At 69.4% G+C, this 20,243-nt stretch carries 19 protein-coding genes; 3 read left to right on the forward strand and 16 right to left on the reverse strand.

Annotated elements, in window-relative coordinates; genetic code table 11:
* Nucleotides 1-130: 130 nt before the first annotated feature.
* From AC1DJH_RS21990 to AC1DJH_RS22065, 16 genes are all read right to left on the reverse strand, one after another.
* Nucleotides 131-877, reverse strand: coding sequence for a GntR family transcriptional regulator (locus tag AC1DJH_RS21990; RefSeq protein WP_472113941.1), 747 nt, complete (start codon nt 875-877; stop codon nt 131-133).
* Nucleotides 878-906: 29 nt separating this feature from the next.
* Nucleotides 907-1,578, reverse strand: a complete 672-nt coding sequence (locus tag AC1DJH_RS21995; RefSeq protein ID WP_478187158.1) for a cysteine hydrolase family protein — start codon at nt 1,576-1,578, stop codon at nt 907-909.
* Nucleotides 1,579-1,861: 283 nt separating this feature from the next.
* The gene (locus AC1DJH_RS22000) at nt 1,862-3,451 is read right to left on the reverse strand and encodes an ABC transporter ATP-binding protein (protein ID WP_478187159.1); all 1,590 of its coding nucleotides are present in this window, start codon (nt 3,449-3,451) and stop codon (nt 1,862-1,864) included.
* Nucleotides 3,452-3,844: 393 nt separating this feature from the next.
* Nucleotides 3,845-4,555, reverse strand: coding sequence for a biuret amidohydrolase (gene biuH / locus AC1DJH_RS22005; protein ID WP_478187160.1), 711 nt, complete (start codon nt 4,553-4,555; stop codon nt 3,845-3,847).
* A gap of 7 nt (nt 4,556-4,562) precedes the next feature.
* Nucleotides 4,563-5,555 (reverse strand): formamidase, encoded by a 993-nt coding sequence (locus tag AC1DJH_RS22010; RefSeq protein WP_478187161.1) that lies wholly within the window; start codon nt 5,553-5,555, stop codon nt 4,563-4,565.
* Nucleotides 5,556-5,560: 5 nt separating this feature from the next.
* Nucleotides 5,561-6,484, reverse strand: a complete 924-nt coding sequence (locus AC1DJH_RS22015; RefSeq protein ID WP_108140058.1) for an ABC transporter permease — start codon at nt 6,482-6,484, stop codon at nt 5,561-5,563.
* Nucleotides 6,485-6,545: 61 nt separating this feature from the next.
* Nucleotides 6,546-7,619 carry an ABC transporter permease gene (locus AC1DJH_RS22020; RefSeq protein WP_478187162.1) on the reverse strand — a complete coding sequence of 358 codons (1,074 nt, stop codon included), beginning with the start codon at nt 7,617-7,619 and terminating at the stop codon, nt 6,546-6,548.
* A gap of 19 nt (nt 7,620-7,638) precedes the next feature.
* Complete coding sequence (locus AC1DJH_RS22025) at nt 7,639-8,757, reverse strand: BMP family ABC transporter substrate-binding protein (protein ID WP_472113958.1); 1,119 nt, start codon at nt 8,755-8,757, stop codon at nt 7,639-7,641.
* Between the two features lie 66 nt (nt 8,758-8,823).
* Entirely contained in the window at nt 8,824-9,207 is a 384-nt protein-coding gene (hpxZ, locus tag AC1DJH_RS22030; RefSeq protein ID WP_435438803.1) for an oxalurate catabolism protein HpxZ, read from the reverse strand.
* A complete protein-coding gene (locus AC1DJH_RS22035; RefSeq protein WP_478187163.1) occupies nt 9,204-10,661 on the reverse strand; it encodes an AtzE family amidohydrolase in 1,458 nt (485 codons plus the stop codon). Before AC1DJH_RS22035 ends, hpxZ begins: the two co-directional genes overlap by 4 nt.
* Nucleotides 10,658-10,864, reverse strand: coding sequence for an AtzG-like protein (locus AC1DJH_RS22040; RefSeq protein ID WP_478187164.1), 207 nt, complete (start codon nt 10,862-10,864; stop codon nt 10,658-10,660). The genes AC1DJH_RS22035 and AC1DJH_RS22040 overlap by 4 nt, the downstream gene beginning before the upstream one ends.
* A gap of 13 nt (nt 10,865-10,877) precedes the next feature.
* Nucleotides 10,878-11,711 (reverse strand): ABC transporter ATP-binding protein, encoded by an 834-nt coding sequence (locus AC1DJH_RS22045; protein ID WP_478187165.1) that lies wholly within the window; start codon nt 11,709-11,711, stop codon nt 10,878-10,880.
* Nucleotides 11,708-12,535, reverse strand: a complete 828-nt coding sequence (locus AC1DJH_RS22050) for an ABC transporter permease (RefSeq protein ID WP_478187166.1) — start codon at nt 12,533-12,535, stop codon at nt 11,708-11,710. Before AC1DJH_RS22050 ends, AC1DJH_RS22045 begins: the two co-directional genes overlap by 4 nt.
* Before the next feature lie 2 nt (nt 12,536-12,537).
* Complete coding sequence (locus tag AC1DJH_RS22055; RefSeq protein WP_478187167.1) at nt 12,538-13,542, reverse strand: ABC transporter substrate-binding protein; 1,005 nt, start codon at nt 13,540-13,542, stop codon at nt 12,538-12,540.
* A 19-nt stretch (nt 13,543-13,561) separates the two neighbouring features.
* Nucleotides 13,562-15,313 (reverse strand): allophanate hydrolase, encoded by a 1,752-nt coding sequence (gene atzF / locus AC1DJH_RS22060; protein WP_478187168.1) that lies wholly within the window; start codon nt 15,311-15,313, stop codon nt 13,562-13,564.
* A 340-nt stretch (nt 15,314-15,653) separates the two neighbouring features.
* On the reverse strand, nt 15,654-16,511 hold the full coding sequence (locus AC1DJH_RS22065; RefSeq protein ID WP_478187169.1) for a M48 family metallopeptidase: 858 nt from the start codon (nt 16,509-16,511) through the stop codon (nt 15,654-15,656).
* 60 nt (nt 16,512-16,571) lie between these two features.
* On the opposite strand from AC1DJH_RS22065, the gene AC1DJH_RS22070 reads away from it, so the two are divergent.
* From AC1DJH_RS22070 to AC1DJH_RS22080, 3 genes are all read left to right on the forward strand, one after another.
* Nucleotides 16,572-17,957, forward strand: coding sequence for an AmpG family muropeptide MFS transporter (locus AC1DJH_RS22070; RefSeq protein WP_472113981.1), 1,386 nt, complete (start codon nt 16,572-16,574; stop codon nt 17,955-17,957).
* Between the two features lie 205 nt (nt 17,958-18,162).
* Entirely contained in the window at nt 18,163-19,368 is a 1,206-nt protein-coding gene (locus tag AC1DJH_RS22075) for a beta-ketoacyl-[acyl-carrier-protein] synthase family protein (protein WP_478187170.1), read from the forward strand.
* Nucleotides 19,365-20,213 carry a beta-ketoacyl synthase chain length factor gene (locus AC1DJH_RS22080; RefSeq protein WP_478187171.1) on the forward strand — a complete coding sequence of 283 codons (849 nt, stop codon included), beginning with the start codon at nt 19,365-19,367 and terminating at the stop codon, nt 20,211-20,213. Before AC1DJH_RS22075 ends, AC1DJH_RS22080 begins: the two co-directional genes overlap by 4 nt.
* The last annotated feature ends 30 nt before the right edge of the window (nt 20,214-20,243 follow it).

The following is a 20,243-nucleotide window of genomic DNA, read 5'->3' on the forward strand; positions in this document are numbered from 1 at the left end:
TTTTCTCCCTCCCCCTCTGGGGGAGGGTCGGGGTGGGGGCAAGCGGCCTTTGAACGGGTCGCTCCCCTTGCGAAGGCTGCGTGCCCCCATCCCAGCCTTCCCCCAGAGGGGGAAGACGCAACACCGCAATTCAGCGCGGCGTCTTTCCCGCGTGCCGCGCCAGGTGCACCTGGTGCAGCGTGATCTTGCGCACCTCCGCCTGGCTGGTCTCGATGTGCGCCCGCAGCAGCATCGCCGCCTGGTCGCCGCGGTTCGCGCGCACGGCCTTCAGGATCTTGGCGTGCTCCTCGTAGGTGGCGTCGATGCGCGGCTGCTTGGTGAAGTCGAGCCGGCGAATGATGCGGATGCGGTCGGTCACGTCGCCGTGCACGCGCGCCATCTCGGCATTGCCGGCCGCCGCCACCAAGGCACAGTGAAAGCCTTCGTCCCACTGCGCCACCTGGGCCATGTCGCTGCTGCGCTGCGCCGCCGGCGCCAGCCAGATGTCGGCCAGCGTGTCGAGCAGGGCGCGGTCGATGTGGCGGTCGGTTTCGCACAGCCGGTGCACGGCCGTGGTCTCCAGCACCATGCGCAGGTCGTAGAGCTGTTCGAACTGTTCGAAGTCGAAGGGCAGCACGCGCCAGCCGCTGCGAAACAGCACCTCCACGAAGCCTTCCTGCTGCAGACGGAACAGGGCCTGGCGCACGGGCGTGCGCGACACGCCGAGCCGGTCGCTGATCTCGTTCTCGGTGAAGCGGTCGCCGGGCACGAGGATGAACTCGGCCACGTCGCGCTTGAGCTGCGCATACACCTCGTCGGCCCGCGTACGGAACGCGGCCGCCTGGACGGGCGGGGCGGCGGGGATTGAAGCTTCGGGGCGGGGACGGACGGTGGACACGGGGGGAATGTTAGTCGCTGGCGCAGGCGTCACGAGGGGCGGTTCAGTGCGGCCAGCAAAGCGGCGCTCGGCGCGGTCCAACCGACGATGCCGCCCTGCGCGCGCACCATGTCGAGCGTCGCGGCCTTGAAGGCGGGGAAGTAGCTTTCGGTGCAGTCTTCGAGCAGCAGGCTGTCGTAGCCGCGGTCGTTGGCTTCGCGCATGCTGGTCTGCACGCACACCTCGGTCGTCACGCCGCCGAACAGCAGGTGCGTGATGCCGCGTTGCTGCAGCAGTTCGTGCAGGCCGGTCGCGTAGAACGCGCCCTTGCCAGGCTTGTCGATGACGAGCTCGCCGTCGACGGGCGCCAGCGCGTCGATGATCTGGTTGCCGGGCTCGCCCGCCACGAGGATGCGGCCCATGGGACCTGGGTCGCCGATGCGCAGCGTCGGGTTGCCGCGGTTGCGCTTGGCGGGCGGGCAGTCGGAAAGGTCGGCCATGTGCGCCTCGCGGGTGTGCACGACCAGGCCACCGGCCTCTCTCCAGGCCGCCAACGTCTTTCTGGTGGCAGGAACGATCGCTTCCAGCAGCGACACGTCGTTGCCCAGCGTCTCGCCGAAGCCGCCGGGTTCGATGAAGTCGCGCTGCATGTCGATGAGGACGAGCGCTGTGTTTGCGACTTCGAATTCGTAGGCGAATGGGTTGGCTTGTTCTATGCGCATGTTTTTTCTCGCTGATTCCGAGTACGGGGGTGCGGCGATGGGGCGCATCGACGGCGAACACGCCACCTCGCAGCCCGGTGTGTGGCGCGGGGTGGGCGCCCCCTCTGCGCCGCCGAGGAGCGCAGCGTTTCGCGGATCAGGGCTCGCAGCTGTTTGAGCGAAGCGAGTTCTGCGAGACCCCGCGAAACGCGAGCACCGCAGGGGAGCCGCGCAGCGGCCGGCGCAGTGGGGGCGACCGCACCGTGCCGCACACCGGGCGGCCTCCCAAAGAAAAGCAGGGCGCTCATGCCACCGCCTTCGAAGGCTCGTGATGCCCACCACCCATGTGCGCCCCGATCACATGCCGCTCGGCCCCTGCAGCAGGCGTCTCGAACACGATCTGTCCTTCGCTCATCACGACGATGCGGTCCGCCAGTTCCAGCAGCTCGTCGAGGTCTTCGCTGATCAGCAGGACCGCACCGCCCTTCTCGCGCACCTGCACGATGCGCGAGTGGATCTCCGCGACCGCGGCGAAGTCGAGGCCGAACACGGGGTTCGCGGCGATCAGCACGTTGATGTCGCCGGCCAGCTCGCGCGCCAGCACGGCGCGCTGCACATTGCCACCGGAGAGACTGCGAATCGGCGCGCCTTCGCCTTGTGTCTTCACGCCGTATTCCGCAATCCATTCACGCGCGCGGCTGCGCCAGTACGGAAAGCTCAGCACGCCGCCGCGAGACAAAGGCGGCTGGTCGAAGTCGCGCAGCGCCATGTTCTCCGCGACGCTCAGGTCGCCCACGCAGGCATTGCGCAACGGCTCCTCCGGCAGGCTGCGCACCTTGAGGTTGCGGTTCTCCGCGCGGTGCGCGCCGTAGGGCTGGCCCATCACCGTGACCTTGCCCGCAAGGCGCGGGCGCTGGCCCACGAGCGCCTCGACGAGTTCGCGCTGCCCGTTGCCCGACACCCCGGCCACGCCGAGGATTTCTCCGGCACGCACCGACAGGCTCAGGTCATGCAACGCCAGCGTGCCGCGGTCGCCCTGCGCCTTCAGCCCTTCGACCTTCAGTGCAATCGGCGCATGGGCGGGCATGGGCTTGCGGGTGAAGGGCGCCTGTGCCGCTGCCGCCTGCTCGCCCCCCATCATGGCCTGCGCCAATTGCGCCGGGCTTGTGTCCGCCACGCGGCAGTGGTGCACCGCCTTGCCGCGGCGCAGCACCGTCACGCTGTCGGCATACGCCATCACCTCGCGGAACTTGTGCGTGATGATGAGCACCGTGCACATGCCGCTGCGCGCGAACTCGCGCACATGGCCCAGCACCTCGTCGGCCTCCTGCGGCGTGAGCACCGAGGTCGGCTCGTCGAGGATCAGCAGGCGCGGCTTCAGGTACAGCTGCTTCAACAGTTCGAGCTTCTGCTTCTCGCCGGCCGCGAGCTCCGAAGGCCGCACATCGAGGTCGAGGCTGAACGGCGTGGTCGCCAAGAACGCCTTCAGCTCCGCGCGCTTGGTCTTCCAGTCGATCAACGCCGGCGTCTTGCCTCCGGCGAGCAACAGGTTCTCCGCCACCGTCATGCCGGGTGCCAGCGTGAAGTGCTGGTAGACCATGCCGATGCCCAGCGCGCGCGCCACGATCGGGTTGGCGATGTCCTGCTCGCGCCCGTCGATCAGGATGCTGCCTTCTTCCGCGCGCTGGAAGCCCGCCACGCACTTCACCAGCGTGCTCTTGCCCGCGCCGTTCTCGCCCAGCAGCGCGTGCACCGTGCCGGGCTCGACGCGCATGGTCACGCTGTCCATCGCGGTGAAGGCGCCGAAGCGCTTGGTCAGTTGGTAGGTGTCGAGCGCGAGCGCGCCGCTGCCCGCAGGCAGGCCACCGATGGCGCGGGGTGATGCGGCACTCATGTCAGTTCTCCACCTTTTGGGTATGGTCCTGCTTCTGCCCGCTTTGCTTGCGGCGCTGTTGTTCAGGGCGCGTGCACAGGCCGCCGGGCACTCCCCTCCGCGAATGTCCCCCGCTTCGCTCCTCCTTTATTTCGCTGCGGGGAGCACCCGACGCCCTGTGCACTGGACACGCTGCTGGTGTGCCCCGATCACGACCGCTCTTGACAATGCTCACGCTCCTGGCGTGCGGCCGATCAACCACCGCTTTGAACAAGCTCACGCCGATGGGGTGCCTTGCGCAGCGAAATAAAGGAGGAGGGGCGCAGCCCCGGGGGACATTCGCGGAGCAAGGTACCCCGTCGGCGTGAGCGCGCCCCGAATGCCCCCGACAGCGACGAACAAGACAACCGCTCCTCATAGCACCGCCAAAAGAGCCGACGAGCTGGCATGCGCCCCGAACACACCGCCCTGCATCGTGATCATCTTCAGCGCAGCCAGGTGGTTGCCGTAGTCCGTTGCAGCCGTGCAGTCCGACAACAGCAGGCACTCGAACCCCCGGTCGTTCGCGTCGCGCATCGTCGTGTGCACGCACACGTCCGTCGTGATGCCCGCGAGGATCAGGTTCTCGATGCCGCGCGTGCGCAGGATCAATTCGAGGTCCGTGGCATAGAACGAGCCCTTGCCCGGCTTGTCGATCACCACCTCGCCCGGCAACGGCGCCAGCTCCGGAATGATGTCCCAGCCCGGCTCGCCGCGCACCAGGATGCGCCCGCACGGCCCGTCGTCGCCGATGCCCACGCCGTTCGCACCGATCTGCCGCGAGCGCCAGCGCTTGTTGGCAGGCAGGTCGGCCAGGTCCGGCCGATGGCCCTCTCGCGTGTGGATGATGTGAAAGCCCAGCGGGCGCAACGCCGCCAGCGTGCGCGCGATCGGCTGGATCGGCGCCTGCACCAGCGCCAGGTCGTAGCCCATCACGTCGACGTACCCGCCCTTGCCGCAGAAGTCGGTCTGCATGTCGATCACGATCAGCGCGGTGTTGTCGGGCCGCAGCGCGCCGTTGTAGGGCCAGGCATAGGGCTCGGCGGCGACGTGGCGCTCGGTGGTGTTGGCGATGGTCGTGGTCATGGGTGCGTCATTCGCCGTAGTTGCGTTCGGGCGGCGCGAAGCCGCAGCTCGTGCCGTCGGTCACCTTCACGTCGGCGCTCCACGGCAGCTTGTAGGTGCCGGCCGCCATGTCGTGCATGTAGGTGTAGGGGCAGTCCTGTGCGCCGCCCTTCACCGCCACGTAGCCGCGGTGGTACAGCTGGTAGATGTTGTTCTCCACGCCCCAGCCGGTGCGCGCCTCGCGCACCAGGTCGGGCCGCAGCTCGGCGGTGATGATCTCGTCGACGCGGCCGCCGCCCTCGACCATCACCGTGCCGTCGAAGCTGCAGAACATGCCCTCGCCCATCGAGTCGAAGCTGCCGTCGCTGCCGCACAGGCACACGCTCGCGGTGTAGGCCAGGTTGCAGAAGGCGTTGGCCTGGTTGGTGATCTTCCAGGCGTGGCGGATCGGCGCGGTGTAGCCCGCCGTGCGCAGGATGATGTCCGCGCCCTTGTACGCGGCCTCGCGCGCCATCTCGGGGAACATGCCGTCGTGGCAGATGATGAGCGAGAGCTTGCTGCCGTTGGGCCCGTCGCACACCGGAATGCCGAGGTTGCCCGGCTCCCAGGGTTCCACCGGCACCCACGGGTGCAGCTTGCGGTAGTAGAGCTTGATGTCGCCGTGGTCGTCGATGATCAACCCGCTGTTGTACGGGTTGCCGCCGGGGTTGGCTTCCATGATGGAGAAGCAGCCCCAGATCCTGTGCTCGACGCAGGCCTGCTTGAAGGCCGTGACCTCGGGCCCGTCGAGCGTGCACATGATCTCGGGGTTGGTGTCCATCGACAAGCCGTGCAGCGCGTACTCCGGGAACACCACGAGGTCCATGGTGCCCTGGTTGCGCCGCGCCTTGCCCACCATGTCGCAGATGCGTCGCGTCTGCGCGGCCAGGTCGGCCGGCGTCTTCACGCTGGGCAGTTGCAGCTGCACCAGCCCGACCACCACACCGTGCGCCGATTTGTTGAGGCCTCCGAAACCGCTCATGGCATTCAGCTCCTTGTCGATGAAAGTTCGCCGGGGCTGCCGACGGCCGCGCTGCCCGGCTTGCAGGTGAACACCAATATCACCAGCGTGAGCACGTAGGGCACCGTGTTGAACAGGTGGTAGCCCCAGCCGATGCCGATGGACTGCAGCGCCGGGCCGATGGCGCCCGCGCCGCCGAACAGCAGCGCCGCGCCCACGCAGCGCAGCGGACTCCAGCGCGCGAAGATCACCAGCGCCACGGCGATCAGGCCCTGCCCGCTGGAGATGCCTTCGTTCCAGCTGCCCGGGTAGAACAGCGTGAGCGACGCGCCGCCGAGCCCGGCGATGAAGCCGCCCGCCGTGGTGGCCGCGATGCGCAGGCCCGACACCGAGTAGCCGAGCGCGCGCGTGGCCTGCGCCGAGTCGCCCGCCATGCGCACCAGCAGGCCGGCGCGCGTGCGCGCGAAGCCCCACCACAGCAGCACCGCGAGCGCCACGCCGATGGGCACCAGCGCATTGAGCTGCAGGGCGGAGCGCACCACCGTGTTGTCGCTCCAGAAGCCCAGCGGAATGGCGGGGATCTGCGGCGCCTGTGGCTGGATGAGCGGCTTGCCGAGATAGAAGGCCAGGCCGGTGCCCAGCAGCATCAACGCGATGCCGGTGGCCACGTCGTTCACGCGGTCGAGCGAGCACAGCAGGCCGTGCAGCAGCGCCAGCAGTGCACCGGCCACCGCACCGACCAGCACGCCCAGCCACGCCGAATCGGTGAGGTAGGCGCCGCCGAACGCCGCCATGGCCGACAGCACCAGCACGCCTTCGAGCCCGAGATTGATGCGGCCCGACTTCTCGGTGAGGCACTCGCCCAGGCTCACGAAGAGGAATGGAGCCCCCACGCGCAACGCGCCGCCGACGATGCCGGCCACGAGCGCGATCCATTGGTCGGCGGTCATTGGCATACCTCCGTGCTTCGCACTGCGGTGCGACCTTGCTTGGGGCGGCCCGGCGCGGCGGTCATGCATTGCTCCTTTCGTAGGTCTTGGCCTCGGGCAGCATGCGGTCGCCGAACTTCTTCCAGTTCACGGTGCGCAAGCCCTCGCTAGCCAGGATCAGCACGAAGGCGATGCCCTGCAGCACCAGCACCGACGCATCGGGCAGGCCGAGCCGCCGCTGCAGCAGGCTGCCCGCCGCGCCGAAGCCGCCGAACAGGATGGCCACCGGCACGATGGCCACCGGGTTGTGCCGCGCGATGAACGACACCAGGATGCCCGCGTAGCCGTAGCCCGCGATCAGCGAGGCGTTGGCATTGGTGTGCACCGCCGCCACCTCGACCGCGCCCGCGAGCCCCGCGCACGCACCGCCCAGCCCGCAGGCCGAGAGAATGAGCCGCGTGGCCGGCAGCCCCACCAGCTGCGCGGTGCGCGGATTGCCGCCCACCACGCGCACCGAGAAGCCCGACACCGTGGCGCGTAACCACCAGCCGAGCCCCAGGCACGCCACCACGCCGATCGCCAGCCCCCAGTGGATGTCGGAGCCGCCGATGCCGCCGATGAGCAGCCCGTCGTTCAATGCGTAGGTCGAGGGCTTGTTCAGGCTCGCCGGGTCGCGCAGCGGGCCTTCGACCAGGTGCTTGAAGATGCCGATGGCGATGTAGGCCAGCAACAGGCTGCTGATGGTTTCGTTGATGCCGCGGAACTGCCGCAGCCAGCCCGCCAGCATGATCCACAGCCCGCCGGCGATGGCGCCCGCGATGCAGACGGCGACCGTGCCGACGACGTTGCCGGGCAGCGGCACCGCATGCGCGAGCGCCGCGCAGGCCAGCCCGCCCAGCACCAGCGCGCCCTCGCCGCCGATGATGATCAGCCCGGCGCGCGCGGGCAATGCCACGCACAGCGCGGTAAGCATCAGCGGCGCGGCGCGCTGCAGCGTGTTCTGCCAGGAGAACCAGTCGCCGAACGCGCCCTTGAACAGCGTAGTCCACACCTCCACCGGGTCGACCCCGGCGAAGGCCACCACCAGGCCGAACAACAGCAGCGCCGCCGCGATGGCGAACACCGGCAGGGCGAATTCCTTGAGCGCGTGGCGCATTTCGGTGGTGCGGAATCGATCAGACGGAGCCGACCACACCCTCGACCAGGTAGTTCATCTTTTCCAGCTCCAGGTCGTTCTGCTTCAGCACCTTGCCCGCCGGGACCACCACCGCGCCCTTGTTGTCCTTGATGCCGTCCTTGAAGATGTCGAAGCTGCCCGCGATCATCTTCGCCTTGATGTCGTCGGCCTGCTTCTTCGCGGCGTCCGGCACCATGGGGCCGTAGGCGGACATCTTCACGTAGCCCTCCTTCAGGCCGCCGCGCAGGAAGTTGGGATGCGGCTTGCCGGCCTGCGCGGCGTCGATGATGGTCTTGTAGGCGGTGAGCCAGTTCCACTCGGCACCGGTGAGGTAAGCGTTGGGCGCCAGCTTGGCCTGGCTCGCGTGGTAGCCGCAGACCATCTTGCCGCGCTTGGCCGCCGTTTCAACCACTACCTTGGGGCCGTCCACGTGCATGGTGAACACGTCGCAGCCCTGGTCGGCCAGGCTGTTGGTGGCCTCGGCCTCCTTCACCGCCATCGACCAGTCGCCCGTGAAGATCACGCTGCAGGTGATGTTCGGCTTGACCGAGCGCGCGCCCAGCGTGAAGGCGTTGATGTTGCGCAGCACCTGCGGAATGGGCTTGGCGGCGACGAAGGCGATCTTGTTGCTCTTGGTCATGTGCGCGGCGATCACGCCGTTCAGGAACTGGCACTCGTCGATGTAGCCGAAGAAGCTGCCCACGTTCTTCGGGTGCTTGCCTTCGGTCCACAGGCCGCCGCAGTGCGAGAAGCGCACGTCGGGGTTCTTCGGCGCCACCGCGAGGATGTGCGGATCGAAGTAGCCGAACGAGGTGGGGAACAGCAGCTTGGCGCCGTCCTGCGAGATCATGCCGGCCATGGTCTTCTGCACGGCGGCGGTCTCGGGCACGTTCTCTTCCTCGACCACCTTGATGCCGGGCATCTTCTTGACCTCGGCGGCGGCCTGCGCGTGGGCCTGGTTGTAGCCGTAGTCGTCGCGCGCGCCGACGTAGATCACGCCGACCGTGAGCGGCTTGGCCTGCGCGCTGGCGAGGGCGCTCCAGCCCCCGAGGGAGCCGGCGGCGCCCAGCGCGGCCAGGGTCTTGAGGGAATCGCGGCGATTGAGGGGGCTGGTCATGACGTACTCCGTTGCTGGATACAAGTTGAAGGACTGGAAGAAAAAACTGTTGTGCGGCGAGGTGCCTCAGCCAAGCAGGCTGACGTGCGCCGAGACCACGCGCCAGCCCTCGGGCGTGCGCATCCAGGTCTGGCTCTGGCGGCCGGTGCGCTCGGCGCCTTCGCGGCGGAACTCGCAGTTGGCGGTGGCGAAATCGCGCCCGTAGGTGGTGATGACGGTGATCAGCAGTTCGCGCGCCAGCCCCTGCGAGGGGCGCGATGCGCGAAAGGCCCGGATCTCGTCGTAGCCGTAGAGGTTCTCGGTGGCGCCGTAGCGCAGCGTGGTCGGGCTGTTCCAGAACAGCTCGTCGAGCACCTCGACCTTGTTGTGGACCAGCGCGTCTTCGTAGCGGGCGAAGGCGGCCTGCACTTCGGCCAGCACGTCGGGCAGGTTGATGTCGGTGGCATTCATGCGGGGGTTTTCTCCGAATTCAGTGCGGCGACGGGCGCATGCGCCACGCCCGCGGCTTCGAGTGCGGCGGCCACGCGCAGCACGAGGTCTTCGCGCCAGGGCGCGGCGATCACCTGGACGCCGATCGGCAAGCTGGCGTGCGCGCCCCACACCGGCACCGCGCACACCGGCAGGCCGATGCACGAGAAAGGCTGGGTCAGCAGGCCCATGTTGGGCCGCACCGGCAGCTTGTGGCCGTTGACCTCGAAGGTCTCCGCGCCCACGGGCGTGGCCGCGGTCGGCGTGGCCGGGGCCAGCAGGATGTCGTAGCGGCCGAGCAGCCGCGCCACGGCTTCGGCATAGAGCCGGCGCACGCGCTGCGCACGCGACACCCAGGCAGCGGGCAACAGCGCGCCGGCCAGGAAACGGTCGCGCGAGAGCGGCTCGAAGTCGTGCGCGCGGCGGCGCAGGTCTTCCAGGTGCAGCGCGGCGCCTTCCGCGTTGGTGATGAGGAAGGCCGCGGCGCGACCCGCCTCGACCATCGGCAGCTCGACGCTGGCCTGCGCGACGCCCGCGCCCAGCGCATCGGCCACGAGATCGACGGCAGCCAGCGCCTCGGCGCCGGCGCGCTGGTGAAAGTAGCCGCCGAGCACGCCGATGCGCAGGCCGCGCGTGCCGTGCGCCAGCACACCCGACACGGGCTCGACCGCGCGCTGCGCGCAGCCGGGGTCCTGCGGATGACCGGCTTCTTCGGGCCCCTGCATCGCGTCGTAGACCAGCGCCAGGTCGCGCGCCGAACGGGCGAAGGGGCCGAGATGGTCCAGGCTGGACACGAACGGAAAGCTCCCGGTGCGCGGCAGCCGCCCGAAGGTGGGCTTCAGGCCGAACACGCCGCACAGCGAAGCGGGCACGCGTATCGACCCGTTGGTGTCCGAGCCCAGCGTGAGCGGCACCTGCCCCGCGGCCACCGCGGCGCCCGAGCCGCCCGACGAACCGCCCGCGATGCGGGTGAGGTCGTGCGGGTTGCGCGTGGGGCCTTCGTGGCTGTTCTCGGTGGTGAAGCCGTAGGCGTACTCGTCCATGTTGAGCGCGCCCACCAGCACCGCGCCGGCGCGCTCCAGGCGGCGCACCAGCGCGGCGTCGGCGCGCGCGGGCGCGGTCTGGCGCTCGATCTTCGAGCCCGCGAGCGTGGGCAGGCCGGCGATGTCGAACAGGTTTTTCACCGCGAAGGGCACGCCGAGCAGCGGCAGTTCGCGGGTGCGCGCACCGTGCGCCGAGGCCAGCGAGGCATCGACCTGCGCGGCGCGGCGCAGCGCGCGTTCGCTCAGCACGCAGGTGAATGCGTTGACCTTGCCGTCGGTGGCGTCGACGCGGTCGAGGCTGGCCTGCACCAGCGCGGTGGCGGTCGACGCACCGGTGCGCACGGCTTCGGCCATGGCGGACGCATCGCGGGCCAGCAACTCGGCGGGGGTCATACGGCCTTCTCGTCGGGCTCGACCGGCGAGAAATGCACCGCCGGTTCGGCCGACATCGCGAGCGGCACGGCCTCGACCACCGCGGCGAACTCGGCCGCGAGCGCGAAGTAGCGCAGCACGCCGGGCCGGTGATCGGGCGACAGGCGCAGGTCGAGCACCGCGGCGGCGGCGTCGACGTAGCTTTCGATCTGTGCGGGTGTCATGGCAACGCTCCTTCTATCGGCGCACTTCGCGCTGGAAGATGTCGAGGCTGAGCTTCTTCATGGCCACGAAGCTCTCGGTGCTCAGCGTCTCCACGGTGCGCGGACGCGCATCGCCGTAACGCAAGATCTCGGCCACCTTGGTGGGCCGCTTGGTGAGCAGCAGCACCTCGTCGGCGAGGTACACCGCTTCTTCGAGGTCGTGCGACACCAGCAGCATGGTGGTGCCGGTCTGCATGAACACCTCCTGCAGCTTCTCGCGGATGAAGAGCGTCATCTCGAAGTCGAGCGCGGAGAAGGGCTCGTCGAGAAACAGCACCTCGGGGTTGGGCGCCAGCGCGCGCATGATCGACGCCGTCTGCTGCTGGCCGCCCGAGAGCTCGTAGGGAAAGCGCTTCAGGTCGAACTTGACGTCGAAGGACGCCACCAGCTCTTCCATGCGCCGGTCGACCTCGGCCTTGCTGCGGCCTTCGAGCTTCAGCGGATAGGCGATGTTGTCGATGGTGCGCATCCACGGAAACATCGCCTCGCGGTAGTTCTGGAACACGTAGCCGATCTTGGTGTCCTTGCGCTGCTTGCCGTCGAACAGGATCTCGCCCGCGTCGATGGGAACCAGCCCCGCGATCATGTTGATGAGCGTGGACTTGCCGCAGCCGTTGGGCCCGAACACCGAGACGATGGCGCGCTTGGGAATGTCGAGGTCGAAGTTCTCGTACAGCGGCCAGCCGGCGAAGTACTTGGTGAGCCCGCGGATGGTGATGTGCGTGCCGGCGGGGCCGGGCTTGAAGACCGGCTTGGGCACGTCGGCGTACACCGGGCCGTTCAGGACGATGTCGGAGGTCACTTTCATCTTCCGCTCCAGTGCACGATTCGGCGCTCGGCAATGAGGAAAAGGATGTTGAGCGCGTAGCCCAGCGCACCCGCCGCGAGGATGGCCGCGTACATGCTCTTCACATTGAGCACCTGCTGCGCGTCGATGATGCGGTGGCCCAGCCCGGTGTCGGAACCGATGAACATCTCGGCCACGATGACGATCACCAGCGCCATCGACACGGCCGAGCGCAGGCCGACGAAGGTGGGCTGCAGGCTTTCCCAGATCAGCACGTCCTTGAAGACCTGCCAGCGCGACGCGCCCATGACCTTGGCGGCCATCACGCGCTGCTTGCGCGCATTCATCACGCCGTAGGCGCTGTTGAACACCACGATGAGCAGCGCGCCGAAGGCCGCGATGGCCACCTTGTTGACGTCGCTCACGCCGAAGATCAGCAGGAACAGCGGAATCAGCGCGGACGAGGGCGTGGAGCGGAAGAAGTCGATCAGGAACTCCACGCTGCGGTAGGCGCGCTCGTTGCTGCCGAGCAGCACGCCCAATGGCACGCCGATGGCCGCCGCGATGACGAAGGCCTGCAGCGTGCGCCACACGGTCATTGCGAAGTCGGTGAGCAGCGGCCCGCCCGCCAGCCCGGTGACGAGCGCGGCGATGGTGTCGGCCGGCGTGGGCAGCAGGATGGGCTTGATGAAGCCCAGGCGCACCACCAGGTCCCATGCAATGAACAGCACCACGGGGCCGATGAAGGGCAGCAGGCGCTCGCGCAGCGGCGTCTTCGGTGCGGCGGCGTTGAGGCTGGCCGGCGGGGTCCACGGCGCGGCCGTGGTCGGGCTTGCGTCGGCCATGGTCAGGCCTTGTAGAGCAGCGTGTCCACGAGCACCTTCTTCTCGAAGATGCCTTTCTCGGTGAACAGGTCGTAGAACTTCTGGAAGTACGCGACGTCGCTGGGCTTGAACTCGTTGTAGAGCATGTACGACGCGAGCGGCACTTCGGCCGTGAGCTTGCCTTCGATGGCGGTGTAGCCCTTCATGAACTGGCGCGCCTCGTCGGGTTGGGTGCGCACCAGCGCCACGCCGCGCGCGTAGGCGGCGATGTACTTCTTCGCCACCTCGGGGTTCTTCTTGATGAACTCGGTCGTGAGGCTGGCCGCGCCGCCATGCCACGGCGCCAGCGGGTCGCCCAGGATGTACTTCGCCACCACGCCGGCTTCGATGACGCGCGTGGTGCCGTTCATGCGGCCCACGGTGCCGGTGGGTTCCAGCGTGTAGCAGGCGTCGACCTGGCCCGCCACCAGCGCGGCCACGTGCTGGCCGATGGGCAGTTCGGTGACGGTCGCGCCCTTGGCGCCGGCGCGCTCCAGCATGGTCTTGCACAGCGTGACGTTCTGGATGCCGGGGCCCGAAGCCACCCGCTTGCCGGCCAGTTCGGCCATGGCCTTGATGGCGCTGTCTTTCGCGACGATGAACTCGTCGAGCACGAACTTGGCGTTGCTCGGGTTGGTGCAGAAGATCTTGAACAGGCCGGGCTGCGCGATCTCGCCGATGGCGAGGTTGGCCGAGCCGGTGCCGTTGGCGCTGCCGTCGCAGCGGCCTGCGAGCATGCCTTCCATGACCTGCTGCGCGCCGGCGAACTTGAGCGGCTCGACGTCGAGGCCGGCTTCCTTGAAGTAGCCCTTGTCGACCGCCGCGAAGAACGGCAGGCCCGCGGCCACGGGCCAGAAGCCGATGCGCAGCTTGGGTGCGGCCTGCGCGCGCACGAGGGCGGGCGCGGCCAGCACGGCCAGGCCCGCGGCGCCGGCCTGCAGCAGCTGTCGGCGGTGGCGCGAAGCGGAGGGTTTCTTGGGGGTGCTCATCGGGACTCCTGGATCAAAGTCAAAGGGAAGTAGGTGCGGTGCCGGTGCCGGTGCGGTTGGCGACGTAGGCACGCCAGCCGCCATGGGAGCTCACGTCCTGCGCGGCCGCCAGCGCGTGGCCTTCGCAGATGAAGCCCTTGACCCAGCTGCCGTCGGCCAGCTCGACGCTGCCGAGGCCCAGGGGCGGCGGAATCAGCGCCAGGAAGCTGCCGACCTGCGCGAGCGGCACCGACCACACCTCCAGCGCGATGGCCGCACCCGCCTCGCCTTCGGCCACGCGCTGCAGGCCGGGCTTGGGCGGCACCGTGCCCGGCAGCGCGTACAGGCGGTAGGCCGGCGACGTGGTGGTGGCGCGCAGCAGCGTGGCACCGCGCTCGGTGAGCTGTCCGTTGAGCGGCATGCCCGACAGGTGGGCACCGACCACGGCGATGGACAGCATGTCGGCATCGGCCGCGGCAAGGCCCGGAATGGCGCGCGGCGCGGGCAGCGGTTTGCCGGTGGCGCCCTGCGCGAGTCCCGTGGCGTGGTGGTAGCGCTGGCCCAGGTCGGCCAATGCCAGGTCGCTGCCGCAGGGCCCGATCAGCGTGATGCCGAACGGCAGGCCGTCGTCGCGCAGGCTGCTGGGCACCGAGAGCGCGGCGTAGTCGAGCAGGTTGACGAAGTTGGTGTACGCGCCCAGGTTGCGGTTGAGCGCCACGGGGTCGGCGCGCATCTGTTCGCGTGTGTAGTGGGTGGGCGCGGTGGGCACCACCAGCAGGTCGATGCCGCGCCACATCGGCTCGACTTTCTGCGCGATGGCGCGCAGGCGCGTCTGCGCGTCGAACACGTCGGCGGCGTTGTAGCCGCGGCCGGCGGCGAGGATGCCGCGCACGGGCTCGATGACTTCGTCGCCGTGCGCGTCGAAGAATTCGCGCACCGCGGCGTAGCGCTCGGCGACCAGCGCGCTTTCGTACAGCAGCGCGGCGGCCTCGGCGAGCGGCGCGTAGGCAATGGTGACGGGCGAGCCGCCCATGGCCAGCAGCCGCGCGGTGGCGTCGTTGAAGGCCTGCTCGGCGCCGGTGTCGCCGAAGAAGTTCAGCGTGTCGGGCACGCCGAAGGAGAAGCGCACGGGCAGCGGCTTGCGGGCCAGGCCCAGGTTGCGCGAGTACGGGTCGCGCGCGTCGTGGCCGGCGGCGGCCAGCAGCACGTCGACGGCGGTGGCGACGGTGGTCGCGAAGATGGAGACGCAGTCCGCGCTCTGCGCGGCCGGCACCACGCCGAAGGTGCTCAGCAGGCCGCGCGAAGGCTTCAGGCCGACGATGTTGTTGAGCCCGGCCGGCACGCGGCCCGAGCCTGCGGTGTCGGTGCCGAGCGCGAAGTCGACCTCGCCGGCGGCCACCAGGTAGGCCGAGCCCGAGCTGGAGCCGCCCGACACGTAGCGCGCGTCGAAGGCGTTGGGCACCTCGCCATAGGGCGAGCGCGTGCCGTTCAGGCCGCAGGCGAACTGGTCGAGGTTGGTCTTGCCGGCCAGCGATGCACCGGCTTCGAGCAGGCGCTGCACCACGGCCGCGTGGACCGTGGGGTGGCGGTCGAAGGCCGGGCAGGCGGCGGTGGTGGGCACGCCGGCCACGTCGATGTTGTCCTTGACCGCGAAGCGCAGGCCGGCGAGCGACAGGGCGAACCCGAGGGAGTCGCCGGCCCGTGCGTCCACGACGGGGAAGGCGAATTTCGCGATCCAGGCGGCGGCGGGAGATCCGTTTTCTTCATGCACCATCATCAGGCATCCAAACATGTGTACAAGTTGAGATGCAAGCGGCGTGCCAGCGGGAGCGTGCCGCGGCGTGGTTCAGATCAGGCGGGGATTTGCTCCTTCCCCTTCCGGGGGAAGGCTGGGATGGGGGCAGGCCTTCGATGAGGCGCCGCTCCTTTTCAGAGGCCGTCGTGCCCCCACCCCAACCCTCCCCCGGGAGGGGAGGGAGCAAGGCGGGAATGCAGGTTCGGATTTGCTCCTTCCCCTTCCGGGGGAAGGCCGGGATGGGGGCAGGCCTTCGATCAGGCGCCGCGGTTTTTCGGAGGCCGTCGTGCCCCAACCCCCTGCCCTCCCCCAGCGGGGGAGGGAGAAAGACGGAAGCTCAGGTCTTCTTCGCGTCCCGGTAGAGCTTCTCCACCTTCGGCAGGTTCGCTTCCAGCTTTGCGATGCGGTCCGGCCCGCTCGGGTGCGTCGACAGGAAGCTCAGCCCGCCCTGGTTCTTCGACGCCGTGGCCATCTTCTGCCACAGCGACACCGATGCCTTCGGGTCATAGCCCGCGCGGGCGGCGAGCTCGAGCCCCACCAGGTCGGCCTCGGTTTCGTCGCCGCGGCTGAACTTGAGCGTGATGAGCTGCGTGCCCGCGCGCGCCGCCAGGTCGCCCACCTGCCCCAGCCCGAGCAGCTGCGCACCGATGGAGAGCGCCGCCCCGGTGCCCGCGCTCTTGGCCATGCGGGCGCGCGCATGCTCGCGCAGTGCGTGGGCCATCTCGTGGCCCATGACCATGGCGACCTCGTCGTCGCTCAGCTTGAGCTGGTCGAGGATGCCGGTGAAGAAGGCGATCTTGCCGCCGGGCATGCAGAAGGCGTTGATCTGCTTGCTGCCGATCAGGTTGACCTCCCACTTCCATTCGCGGGCACGCGAGTTCCACGGCATGGCGAAGGGAATCAGGCGGTTGGCGATGGTGCGCAGGCGCTGCAGCTGCGGGTTGCCGTCGCCCGCGAGTGCGCCCTTGGCGCGCGCCTGTTCGAGCAGTTGGCCGTACTGCTGCACGCCCGCCGCCTCGATCTTGTCGGCGGGCACGAGGTTGCGCGCCATCGAGGCGTTGCCGACGTTGACCTGCGCCAGGGCAGGGCCGCTCAGGGCCGCGCCGGCGGCAGCCAGCAGGAAGGCCCGCCGGGGGTTCCAGGGCGACGCCATGGCGGGCGCGGCAAATTCGGAGCGGTCGCATCGTGTGCACATAGGGGCGGGATCATAGGAACAAATGAAGACAAACGCGCTCCGCGATGACCCCGGGCGCTCATGGACAATCCGAAGCTCATGTCCGCCACGCCCGCCGAAACCCCCACCGCCCCCCAACCACCCTGGCGCGACGCGCTGAAGGTCTACCTCGAACCCGCCACGCTGCGCATGCTGGCGCTGGGTTTCTCCGCCGGCCTGCCGCTGCTGCTGGTGCTGGGTACGCTGAGCTTTCGCCTGCGCGAGGCGGGCATCGACCGCACCACCATCGGCTACCTGAGCTGGGTCGGGCTGGCCTACGGCTTCAAGTGGGTCTGGGCGCCGCTGGTCGACCGCCTGCCGCTGCCGCCGCTGACCACGCTGCTCGGGCGCCGGCGCGGCTGGCTGCTGCTGGCGCAGGGCGTGGTGATCGTGGGGCTGGTCGGCATGGCCATGAACGACCCGCGCCTGGGGCTCAAGCCGCTGATCTGGTGCGCGCTGCTGGTGGCCTTCGGCTCGGCCACGCAGGACATCGCGCTGGACGCCTTTCGCATCGAATCGGCCGAGACGCGCAAGCAGGCCGCGCTGGCCGCCGCCTACCAGACGGGCTACCGGCTCGCGATGATCTGGGCCGGCGCGGGCGTGCTGTGGGTCGCGGCCTGGGCCGAGGTGGCACCGGCCGTGGTAGCCACAGGTGCAGCGGCCTACCAGAACGGCGCCTGGAAGACGGCCTACCTGGTCATGGCGGCCTCCATGTCGGTCGGCGTCGTCACCGTGCTGCTGTCGCCCGAGCCGGTGCGGCGCGTGCTGGCCCCGGCGAAGAACGCGGCGCAGTGGCTGCGCAACGTGCTGGTCGAGCCCTTTGCCGACTTCATCCGCCGCTACAAGTGGCAGGCGGTGCTGATCCTCTCGCTCATTGCCATCTACCGCATCAGCGACGTGGTGATGGGCATCATGGCCAACCCGTTCTACGTGGACATGGGCTTCACCAAGGACGAGGTGGCCACGGTCAGCAAGATCTACGGCGTGGTCATGACACTGGCGGGCGCCTTCGTGGGCGGCGTGCTGTCGATGCGCCTGGGCGTGATGCGCGTGCTGATGCTGGGCGCGGTGCTCAGCGCGGCCAGCAACCTGCTGTTCGCCTGGCTGGCCTCGCGCGGGCACGACCTGACGGCGCTCATCGCGGTGGTCTCGGCCGACAACCTGGCCGGGGGCATTGCCTCGGCGGCCTTCATCGCCTACCTGTCGAGCCTGACGAACATCAGCTACTCGGCCACGCAGTACGCGCTGTTCAGCTCGCTGATGCTGCTGCTGCCCAAGTTCATTGCCGGCTACTCGGGCGTCTTCGTCGACGCCTACGGCTACAGCACCTTCTTCACCGCCACCGCGCTGCTGGGCGTGCCGGTGCTGGTGCTGGTGGCGCTGGCCTCGCGGCTCACCGCCGTCGCCGGGCCTGCGGACCGGCCTTGAGACGGCTTTGAAGCCCCGCTGAAGCCGCGTTCAACCGCCCGCCGGACGGCCTCCAGGCGCCCGGCCGTATAGGACACGACCGACGTCCCGCGCAGCCCGCAACTGGTAGGCTGTTCGCGTATACATTCGCTTTTGCTCCTTTTTGTTTCCTTTTCTTGCGCTCCCTTCTGGAGCCCCCGTTGTCAGCAAGCCCACCTACAAGATCGTGCCGTCCCGAATTCCCCCCCTCCAAATCAGCGCCTTCACGGCGACCTCCGCGGTCGGCGTCGGCAAGGAAGCGCTGGCCGACGCGCTGGCGCAGTCGCGCAGCGGCCTGCGCGCCAATGACTTCGGCGACGCACCGCTGCCGACCTGGATCGGCCGCGTCGACGGCATCGAAGAGGTGCGCCTGCCCGGGCCGCTCGCGCAGTGGGACTGCCGCAACAACCGGCTGGCGTTCATGGGCCTGCAGGCCGACGGCTTCATCGAGGCGGTGGCCGCCGCACGCGAGAAGTACGGCGCATCGCGCATCGCGCTGATCCTGGGCACCTCCACCGCGAGCATCGGCGAGACCGAGCTGGCCTACACGCAGCTGGACGCCGAAGGCAGCTTTCCCCCGAACCAGCGCCGCCCCGCGGTGCACACGCCCCATTCGCTGGCCATGTTCACGCAGGAAGTGCTGGGCATCAGCGGCCCGAGCGAAACCATTTCGACCGCCTGCTCGTCCAGCGCCAAGGTGTTCGCCTCGGCTGAGCGGCTGATCCGCCTGGGCCTGGCTGACGCGGCCGTGGTGGGCGGTGCCGACACGCTGTGCGGCAGCGTGCTGTTCGGCTTCAACTCGCTCGAGCTGGTGTCGACCGAGCCCTGCCGCCCCTTCGATGCCGAGCGCAACGGCATCAGCCTGGGCGAGGCGGCCGGCTTTGCACTGGTGGAGCGCGTGCAGACCGGCGCCGCGGCCTCCCCGCTGCTGCTGCTGGGCTATGGCGAGGCGAGCGACGCGCACCACATGTCCACGCCGCACCCCGAGGGCCTGGGCGCCGAACGTGCCCTCGACGAGGCACTGGCGCGCGCCGGCCTCGCCCCTGGCGACATCGACTACATCAACATGCACGGCACCTCGAGCCAGAAGAACGACGAAGTCGAAGGTGCGCTGGTGGCACGCCGCTTCCCCGCGCACACGCACGCCAGTTCGACCAAGGGCTTCATGGGCCACACGCTGGGCGCGGCGGGCATCGTCGAGGCGGTCATCAGCCTGCTGGCGATCGAGCGCGGCCTGAAGCCGGGCACCGTGAACACCCGCACGCTGGACGAAGGCTTCGGCCCGCAGATCCAGCTGGCGCCGGTGCACGGCGAGGTGCGCTACGTGCTGAGCAATTCCTTCGGCTTCGGCGGCAGCAACTGCTCGCTGGTGTTCGGCAAGGCCCCCGCATGAGCACGAACGACGCCAAGCCCGTGATGCCCCCGACCCTCTACATCGAAGGCCCCGCCTTCTGGACCCCCACCCTGCCCGGCTGGGAGGCCGCGCGCGCCGCCTTCCGCGGCGAAGGCCCGCTCAGCGACCCGCCCGCCAAGCGCCCCGCGCCGCAGGTGCTGGCCCCGGCCGAGCGACGCCGCGCGCCCGACACCGTGGCGCTGGCGCTCGAAGTGGCCGCGGCCGCCATGGCCGCCTCGGGCCGCAACGCCGCCGAGGTGCCCTGCGTGTTCACGTCGGCGCACGGCGACCTGTCGATCAACGACTACATGTGCAGCACGCTCGCGTCCGACCCGAAGATGCTGTCGCCCACCAAGTTCCACAACTCGGTGCACAACGCGGCCGTGGGCTACTGGACCATCGGCACCGGCTGCATGGCGGCCAGCAATGCCGTGTCGGCCTTTGACCACAGCTTTGCCTCGGGACTGCTCGAAGCGGCGGTGCAGTGCGCGGCCGACCAGGAGCCGGTGCTGCTGGTGGGCTACGACACGCCCACGGTGGGCGCGCTGACCTCGGTCACCGACAGCCGCGGCCTGCTCGCGGTGGCATTCGTGCTGGCCCCCGCGCCCACCGAGCGCACCGTGGCGGCGCTGCAATGGTCGCTGGCCCGCGATGCCGAAGCGGCCACCACCGCCACGGCACCGCGCTCGGACGCTGCGAAGTCGCTCGCCGGCCTGAACCCGATGTCGGACGCGCTGGGGCTGTTCGAGGCGCTCGCGCACCTCGATGCCGACACAGCGGCGCCGGTCGATCTGCCGCTGTCGCCTTCGCTGTCCCTGCGGCTGCAACTCCAGCGCCTGTCCTAGCCCGTCCACCTGTTTCCCGAACCACCACCC

It is taken from the genome of Variovorax sp. 10N412 (genome assembly GCF_056394985.1).

What these genes read in the sequence shown, in the direction of transcription:
- AC1DJH_RS22065 (WP_478187169.1), bottom strand. Translation starts at nt 16,511, where the DNA reads ATGTGCACACGATGCGACCGCTCCGAATTTGCCGCGCCCGCCATGGCG.
- AC1DJH_RS22080 (WP_478187171.1), top strand. Translation starts at nt 19,365, where the DNA reads ATGAGCACGAACGACGCCAAGCCCGTGATGCCCCCGACCCTCTACATC.
- hpxZ (WP_435438803.1), bottom strand. Translation starts at nt 9,207, where the DNA reads ATGAATGCCACCGACATCAACCTGCCCGACGTGCTGGCCGAAGTGCAG.
- AC1DJH_RS22015 (WP_108140058.1), bottom strand. Translation starts at nt 6,484, where the DNA reads ATGACCGCCGACCAATGGATCGCGCTCGTGGCCGGCATCGTCGGCGGC.
- AC1DJH_RS22000 (WP_478187159.1), bottom strand. Translation starts at nt 3,451, where the DNA reads ATGAGTGCCGCATCACCCCGCGCCATCGGTGGCCTGCCTGCGGGCAGC.
- AC1DJH_RS22045 (WP_478187165.1), bottom strand. Translation starts at nt 11,711, where the DNA reads ATGAAAGTGACCTCCGACATCGTCCTGAACGGCCCGGTGTACGCCGAC.
- AC1DJH_RS22025 (WP_472113958.1), bottom strand. Translation starts at nt 8,757, where the DNA reads ATGACCAGCCCCCTCAATCGCCGCGATTCCCTCAAGACCCTGGCCGCG.
- AC1DJH_RS22035 (WP_478187163.1), bottom strand. Translation starts at nt 10,661, where the DNA reads ATGACCCCCGCCGAGTTGCTGGCCCGCGATGCGTCCGCCATGGCCGAA.
- AC1DJH_RS22010 (WP_478187161.1), bottom strand. Translation starts at nt 5,555, where the DNA reads ATGAGCGGTTTCGGAGGCCTCAACAAATCGGCGCACGGTGTGGTGGTC.
- biuH (WP_478187160.1), bottom strand. Translation starts at nt 4,555, where the DNA reads ATGACCACGACCATCGCCAACACCACCGAGCGCCACGTCGCCGCCGAG.
- AC1DJH_RS22055 (WP_478187167.1), bottom strand. Translation starts at nt 13,542, where the DNA reads ATGAGCACCCCCAAGAAACCCTCCGCTTCGCGCCACCGCCGACAGCTG.
- AC1DJH_RS22040 (WP_478187164.1), bottom strand. Translation starts at nt 10,864, where the DNA reads ATGACACCCGCACAGATCGAAAGCTACGTCGACGCCGCCGCCGCGGTG.
- AC1DJH_RS22070 (WP_472113981.1), top strand. Translation starts at nt 16,572, where the DNA reads ATGGACAATCCGAAGCTCATGTCCGCCACGCCCGCCGAAACCCCCACC.
- atzF (WP_478187168.1), bottom strand. Translation starts at nt 15,313, where the DNA reads ATGTTTGGATGCCTGATGATGGTGCATGAAGAAAACGGATCTCCCGCC.
- AC1DJH_RS22020 (WP_478187162.1), bottom strand. Translation starts at nt 7,619, where the DNA reads ATGCGCCACGCGCTCAAGGAATTCGCCCTGCCGGTGTTCGCCATCGCG.
- AC1DJH_RS21995 (WP_478187158.1), bottom strand. Translation starts at nt 1,578, where the DNA reads ATGCGCATAGAACAAGCCAACCCATTCGCCTACGAATTCGAAGTCGCA.
- AC1DJH_RS22050 (WP_478187166.1), bottom strand. Translation starts at nt 12,535, where the DNA reads ATGGCCGACGCAAGCCCGACCACGGCCGCGCCGTGGACCCCGCCGGCC.